The following is a 6,251-nucleotide window of genomic DNA, read 5'->3' on the forward strand; positions in this document are numbered from 1 at the left end:
CAATGTAACAACAATATTATACCTCAAAATCACGTATTATTGCAATTAAGATTTAGATAAAATTAGGTAAAATATTGTTTTACTATTAGGAGGAATTATGCCCCCTATTAACAGCAGGTCATATACCAAGGAAGAAGAGCAATTTTTAAAAAATATAGGTTTCAAAATCCAATTTTTCCGTAAGCAGAGGGATCTTAGTCAGAATGAGCTTGCAGAAAAATCAGGACTTAGTTATACTACCATAAGCCATCTGGAAAGCACATCGACCTATGGTGTATCTATAATTGCCCTTTACAGGATTGCTAAAGCCCTTGATGTTGATCCAAGCCAACTTTTGATGTTTAAATAACAAATTGATATTTAATGCGCAGTATCTGCTAACGACCCGGGAGCAGATTGTTACTGTTTGCATATCCGCCAGGTTATAGCTAAAGCCGACTGGTTTTTATTACCCAATCGTAAATGGTCGTTGGTTGTGGTATCTATGACCTTAAGCCAAACATGTCCCAAATACGTCAACGTTGTCGTATCTGGGACATGCTGTTTATGGGAAGCTGTCATGCTTATTAAGCTAATCCCATATGATGTGAATTAAGTTCAAGGAAGGTTCGAATCACCAGCAAAGTAGTTAGTATATTATAATAGTACATAGTAGGGTGTTGGGTTTCTACTACAGAATCCGGGGAGTCTAGAATACATACTAAAGGCCCTGTTCAATGATTTATATCACTGGAAAAAACGTTAAGAAAATCACCCGGAGTCATTATCGTAAAATATTCTTGAATTTCCGGAGTGTGAAAATCCGTATCTCCAGTGATAAGAATATCTGGTTGAGCCACCATTGCAGAAACCAGAATTGGTAGGTCTGCCGGATCGCGAATAAATGGAACTTTCACAGTTGATAAGTCTGTCGGCGTGTATGCTATTTCAAATTCCAGAGACGTTAGAAACTTATCCCATTTCGCAATATGTTCCGGGAATTTTCGATCAATGACCTTTGAAACCTCTGTAATTGAATAACTGCAAATAATTAAATGGTGTTCCTCAATGAGTAAGGTTAACAGCTTGCTGGAAGGGAAGATTCGGATAATACAGCAGACACAAGAATGTTAGAATCAATAAATACCCGCAAGGCATTACTTTTTCCGTTCATTCCACATTTCCTCCCGAACTACTTCCAGTTCTTTCAGAAGATCTTCTTCGGTAATGCCTTTCTCCCGGGCTTCTATACTTAGAGCATCTTGTAGCTCATGCAAGGCAATTAAGCTGGCCTTAGTGATCACAACTTTTCCGTTATCTTCTATGAAGGCCACCCGGTCACCCTCGTTTAAGTTTAATAATTCTCGAATACTTTTCGGAATTGTTACCTGTCCCTTAGAGCTGATTCTTGATACTTCCATAACACAACCATCCTTCTATATCTTTACTTCTTTACTTTCTTTACCCATAGTATACTACAGTATAAATGTCGGTGCAATTTTAGTGGAGAGTAAAATCAGCCCCAGTACCATGGAGCGGATTTTTAGCGCTAAAGTCAAGCTCATTCTGGCTTTGCAAGATTTGCGCTTTACGGGCGATTCTTATCAGGATTACCGGACCGGGCTTGTCGAGAGCGTTGCGGCGGCTAGCAAAGCCCTGCCTATGGAGAACTTTGCCGTTCGGGAAAAAAGAGTTTATGTGGAAAAATACGCCCAACCGGAATCCTTCTCTTCTTTGACGGAGAAGGATGTCCGGAATTTAAGCGAGCAGATTGCGCCGTTGATTATTTTCACCGATCCGGATGATAAGGCCAAGGCTTTTGATGCGGCTATGTACCTGCTTATGCTGTCCGTGATCAACGGGGCTGAAAAGCCTGCAGCCAGGGCAATCAAGAGGACCATGACCATCAGCAGCAAACTGGCGAAAAAAGGGGCGGCAATCCCGCAAATTCTGGCCCAAAAAGAACTGATCGAACAAGTCCAAACCTCGACTTTCTGGGACGGTGTCAGCATTTTGGAGATTGAAAATGTCAGGGTGAACCTCAGGGATTTAATTAAGTTTTTGGATGACAGCGGTCATAAGGTCTATATTAATCTCCAGGATGAAATCCTGGCTGTCTTTGAGGGCGGGGCTGTCTATGATTACGAAACGGCTGATGAAGACTATAAGAACAAGGTCAACCAGTATGTCAACAAACACAAAGAACATATAGCCATCTACAAACTGATGAATAATATTCCGCTTACGCAGACCGATTACAGTTCTTTGTGTTACAGCCCCCGTATAATGTCTGGAGTTTGATGGTGTAAGTTGTCTGAATTTTGACGGATAAACAGACCAAAAATTTTGGTCAGTCAGTCCGTCAGTCTAAATTTGAATAAAATTCAGCTTAGAACCAGTGAGTAGCTGGCTCCAAGCTTATTCATCAGTTTACCTTCTAAACTTTTTCATCGCCTTAAAAGTGAGAATATCACTTCTGGCTTCCTGCAACTTTTCCTTGAAAACTGTTTTGAACCAGGCGGTTCTGTTTTTCCTTGGCGGATACTGCAAAAACTTATCATTCAACTTGCAGATAGCTTCAATCATTTCGCTTTCCCCATAGCCAAAATCATTCGTTAATTGCCAGGCCAAGGGCAGCAAATCATAAAAACCGGTCTGGATAAAATACTCTTCCAAGTCGGGACGATTTATGAAGCTTGGTTCAGTTTCATTACGGACTTGCCCACTCATAACAATTCACCTTCGACAACGCGTTTAACCATACGATCGTCGATTATTCGGTGTCCATTTTGGGCCCCGTACATCAGGCAGTGAGTGCAGACTTTGTTAATAAGCCTTGCTGCGCCACTGGAAAAACGGTAAATATCATCTATTGCCTGATCGGAAAACATGTCATGCCCTGCTCCGGCGTAAGCCAGGTGCCGTTTTATATATGCTTCAACATCGGCCCGATCGTAATAATTAAGCTTACATTGCAGATCAATGCGCTGGCGAATGGCAGCGTAAGCCTGCAATTGCAGGCGCTCCCAAAGTTCATTTTGACCGACAAGGATTAAGGCCATCGGGCTTCGAGCATCCATGTTCATGTTGAGCAGGAACCGGACTTCCTCCAGCATTTCCTTATCTAAAAGGTGAGCTTCATCTACAACTACAATCGGCTGCAGGTTATGAATTCCCTGCATTAGCTCAATCTCCCGGTGCAGCTGTCGTTTAGCATCGCCACGGTAGAATTTTGATTCATGGCCTAGCTGTTCTAAAAGCCCCTTATAGAAGTGGCGGGGTGTAAGCTTAGAATCAGAGATGTAGAGCACTTTGAACTTAGTATTGCTTAAGATTTCGGCATATCTGCGGATTGTAGTTGTTTTTCCTGTTCCGCAGTCGCCGGTGATTATTGCAAACCATTTTCTTTCGGCGGCATATTCCAGCCTGCCAAGTGTTTCTTCCAGTGAGGCTGACTTGTAAAGCTCACTTGTTGGGATATTACGGGAGAATGGAACTTTGCTTAAACCGTAAAATGATTCAAACATTGCTATCGTCCTCCTTCGGCACGGTGCGATAGGAGACAGCCTGTATTTGACGCTTTTGGCGCCGGCGGTTTTTCTCAGCCGCTGCCACAAGAAGTCGCGATGAATCAGCAGGTACTTTCTGCAGGTGTTCAGGCAGAGGGGGACGTTTTCCGGCTCTTTCACCAATTAGAAGTTCACGCACCTGCCAAGGTTTATGTCCTTCGTATTCAATAGTCAGTTCTGCTATGTCTGCCGGATCATAGATCACATCAACTTTACAGCCAATAAACATAATTCCCACTTCAAACTTTTTACTCATAAAACTGATACAGCCCGCTTTATCCACTACGCGTGTTTCGCAGTGCAAGAAAGCGTTAGTTAAATCTTCTGCAGAAACAAACCGGATAGGTTGCTTGTCGCTGCGGTAGGCAGTTTCCGGGCTCTGTTTATTTTTCAGTCCTGCATGAGCTTTGTTTTGGTAGCACTCACTCAGCCAGATCTGGAAGAGTTCGTTTAAGCGATCCAGTGTTTTGGGTTTTTCCAATTCTGCTTCAGCTAAGAATTTATCCACTGTTTTATTAAAGATTTCAACTTTCCCTGTACTCTCTGGAGAATACGGTCTGGCATACAGTAGTCTAATTCCAAGCTTGGAACAGGTTCGTTTCATCCATTTAGTTCTATACTGCTTACCGTTGTCAAAATATACAGATTCCGGTACCCCGTGCTTTTGGATCGCAGTCCGGAAGCAGTCTTCGACAATCATCTGGTCGAGTGTGGGGTAGAAAGCTCCATGCAAAACAAATCTGGCTGCATCATCAATAAAGCTTACCAGATAGACCTGTTTTAAAGATTTATCTGAGCCAATCGGCAAGAACGGCCCATACTTGATGTCCGAATGCCAAAGTGAATTGCGGCGGTGATGCTGAAATCTTCTGGCTGCCACCCCGGAATCAGTATACATTCGCATATGACGAGTACTGTAACCGCGGTTTACGAGTTTTTCCTGCAGGGTGCTGCGCTTAATTTCCCCGGGTGTTGCTTTGCCTTCCCACTCCAGGATTTGAATAATTTGCGCTACACTGCGGCTGGGAACTTCCCGGCGTAGGAGGATTGCTTGATCAACAATTTCCGGCGCAATCGCTTCAGACGGTGGGCGTCCCTTGCTCTTTGGTTTCAGCCCGGAAAATCCGTTAAGGCTGTACATGCTTAAATAACGGCGTATCGTCCTTTCAGATATCCCGTGCTCTTTACTGATCTGTTCTTTTAGTTCCTTAGCTTTTGCTGCATCGATGCCGCTTGCCAGCAGCGGTGATAATAGTTGTACCCGGGCTGCGGCAATTTCCTCGGCCTTTTTCTGGTCTTTCACCCGAAAACACTTCCTTTCATAGACTTTTCTTCGAGTCTATCTCAGGAGCTTCCGGACAAAAATGCAAAACGGGTATGTACCCACAAATTTGTATTTACGACGGCTCGGACAGTTCGTGCCAGCCAACCTGGTGACTTTCCGACATAAAGTCCTATTCTATGGTGTGCAGGCAGCGAAAGTTCGGACTGCTCTTTCACCAGAACTTGTCTCAATTGAAGGACGATTGACTTTAGAGCGCCAAGCAGGTTTGGAACCTGTATGAAAAACCATTTGCGAATCCTGTACAGGGTAGCTTCATCGGCTGCCACACTCAAAGAAGAGGAGTCATTGGTGATTACTTCCTCTATACATACTGACTCATAGCGTTTGTAGGGAACCAGACAATCCGGCAGTTCGTGATGAATCCGTCTGCAGACTGTACATTGAAGCCTGCGTATGATTAAAATCTTGATTTGCCCGCAACTCTTTTTCAATTTACGCTTACGGCTTCCAATTACTCTGAGATCTTCTCCACAACATGGACAAGGGATATTTTCCTCACACCTAACAGAAAAAACCGGTCAGAGGGTTTTCAACCAGATCATATTTTGTTACAATAACCATGATCTATGGGGGATACCTCTGGTAAATCTGTTGGTCCAGATTTACGCTGAAAACGGAGGTATCTTTTCCTTTTCTTAAGTTATGGTCATTATATCCGGCTAATCATGGACAGGCAATCCCGTCAGCAATCGGACATTTTAGGCTGGCTGAAACACTTTGGAACAGATTCTCTGGCATGAACTGGGAAGCAAAGAGGACTATGATAAACAGTTCCCGGACACGGCTTTGGGCGAACTGATCCGCTCCATTACCGGTCTGACTCAGGAAGCGGCTAATCAGGCCTTTGCGGAATTTTTAAGCAAACAAAACCTGACCGCGCCGCAGAGCAATTATCTTAAAACCATCATCGATTATGTGGTTAAAAACGGCTTAGTGAAAGACAACCGGGAACTGACCGAGCCGCCGTTTACCACTGTCGGCAGGATTACGGAAATTTTCCCGCTGGAAGACGCGCTGCGGATTATGCATGTTCTGGAATCGATTAAAGTGAATGCGGTCAGAGTATCTTAAGAACATATTTTGCTGAGTTTAAAAGTTTACGGCTAAGATGAAGGATATTCCTAAAAATCTAGCTGGTGATTTCTGAAGCCAAGGAAAGTGATGTAATAGTTTTGGTCGATGGTAAGTACCAGGTGGATCATAAGGAAACTCTGAAAAGGAAGGCTGAAATAGTAAAGTTGACAGAAGTATAAAATAATGCCCCAAAAGGCATTTTGATTTAATCGTTTATGTTCTTTTTGTATATTATGTTCTAAAAATCAAGTAGGCTGACTCAGAAATTTGAGTCAGCCCATATT

The 6,251-nt window shown here is 43.3% G+C and carries 9 protein-coding genes; 3 read left to right on the plus strand and 6 right to left on the minus strand.

Annotated features, from left to right (window positions below):
• Window positions 1-97: 97 nt before the first annotated feature.
• Window positions 98-349: a helix-turn-helix transcriptional regulator gene (locus VN379_RS20575; RefSeq protein ID WP_325537332.1), complete on the plus strand. Its 252-nt coding sequence runs from the start codon at window positions 98-100 to the stop codon at window positions 347-349.
• Between the two features lie 364 nt (window positions 350-713).
• On the opposite strand, the gene VN379_RS25215 is transcribed toward VN379_RS20575, so the two are convergent.
• Together VN379_RS25215 and VN379_RS20580 are read right to left on the minus strand one after the other, a co-directional pair.
• On the minus strand, window positions 714-1,091 hold the full coding sequence (locus VN379_RS25215) for a PIN domain-containing protein (protein WP_414715025.1): 378 nt from the start codon (window positions 1,089-1,091) through the stop codon (window positions 714-716).
• 45 nt (window positions 1,092-1,136) lie between these two features.
• On the minus strand, window positions 1,137-1,400 hold the full coding sequence (locus VN379_RS20580) for an AbrB/MazE/SpoVT family DNA-binding domain-containing protein (protein WP_325537334.1): 264 nt from the start codon (window positions 1,398-1,400) through the stop codon (window positions 1,137-1,139).
• Window positions 1,401-1,482: 82 nt separating this feature from the next.
• On the opposite strand from VN379_RS20580, the gene VN379_RS20585 reads away from it, so the two are divergent.
• Window positions 1,483-2,280, plus strand: a complete 798-nt coding sequence (locus tag VN379_RS20585; protein ID WP_325537336.1) for a hypothetical protein — start codon at window positions 1,483-1,485, stop codon at window positions 2,278-2,280.
• Window positions 2,281-2,409: 129 nt separating this feature from the next.
• On the opposite strand, the gene VN379_RS20590 is transcribed toward VN379_RS20585, so the two are convergent.
• Genes VN379_RS20590 through VN379_RS25220 form a run of 4 tightly spaced genes read right to left on the minus strand, consistent with a single transcriptional unit; the run spans window position 2,410 to window position 5,381 of the window.
• Window positions 2,410-2,709, minus strand: coding sequence for a hypothetical protein (locus VN379_RS20590; RefSeq protein WP_325537338.1), 300 nt, complete (start codon window positions 2,707-2,709; stop codon window positions 2,410-2,412).
• Window positions 2,706-3,506: an ExeA family protein gene (locus VN379_RS20595; protein ID WP_325537340.1), complete on the minus strand. Its 801-nt coding sequence runs from the start codon at window positions 3,504-3,506 to the stop codon at window positions 2,706-2,708. Before VN379_RS20595 ends, VN379_RS20590 begins: the two co-directional genes overlap by 4 nt.
• On the minus strand, window positions 3,499-4,851 hold the full coding sequence (locus VN379_RS20600) for a DDE-type integrase/transposase/recombinase (protein WP_325537342.1): 1,353 nt from the start codon (window positions 4,849-4,851) through the stop codon (window positions 3,499-3,501). The genes VN379_RS20595 and VN379_RS20600 overlap by 8 nt, the downstream gene beginning before the upstream one ends.
• Window positions 4,852-4,892: 41 nt before the next feature.
• Window positions 4,893-5,381: a DUF6431 domain-containing protein gene (locus tag VN379_RS25220; protein ID WP_414715026.1), complete on the minus strand. Its 489-nt coding sequence runs from the start codon at window positions 5,379-5,381 to the stop codon at window positions 4,893-4,895.
• 229 nt (window positions 5,382-5,610) lie between these two features.
• Here VN379_RS25220 and VN379_RS20605 point away from each other — a divergent pair, with 229 nt between their 5' ends.
• The gene (locus tag VN379_RS20605; protein ID WP_325537344.1) at window positions 5,611-5,964 is read left to right on the plus strand and encodes a type I restriction-modification enzyme R subunit C-terminal domain-containing protein; all 354 of its coding nucleotides are present in this window, start codon (window positions 5,611-5,613) and stop codon (window positions 5,962-5,964) included.
• The last annotated feature ends 287 nt before the right edge of the window (window positions 5,965-6,251 follow it).

Source organism: Sporomusa sp., assembly GCF_035561255.1.
Lineage (GTDB): Bacteria > Bacillota > Negativicutes > Sporomusales > Sporomusaceae > Sporomusa.

Coding starts and splice junctions, on each gene's coding strand:
- VN379_RS20575 (WP_325537332.1), top strand. CDS start 98: ATGCCCCCTATTAACAGCAGGTCATATACCAAGGAAGAAGAGCAATTT.
- VN379_RS20580 (WP_325537334.1), bottom strand. CDS start 1,400: ATGGAAGTATCAAGAATCAGCTCTAAGGGACAGGTAACAATTCCGAAA.
- VN379_RS20590 (WP_325537338.1), bottom strand. CDS start 2,709: ATGAGTGGGCAAGTCCGTAATGAAACTGAACCAAGCTTCATAAATCGT.
- VN379_RS20595 (WP_325537340.1), bottom strand. CDS start 3,506: ATGTTTGAATCATTTTACGGTTTAAGCAAAGTTCCATTCTCCCGTAAT.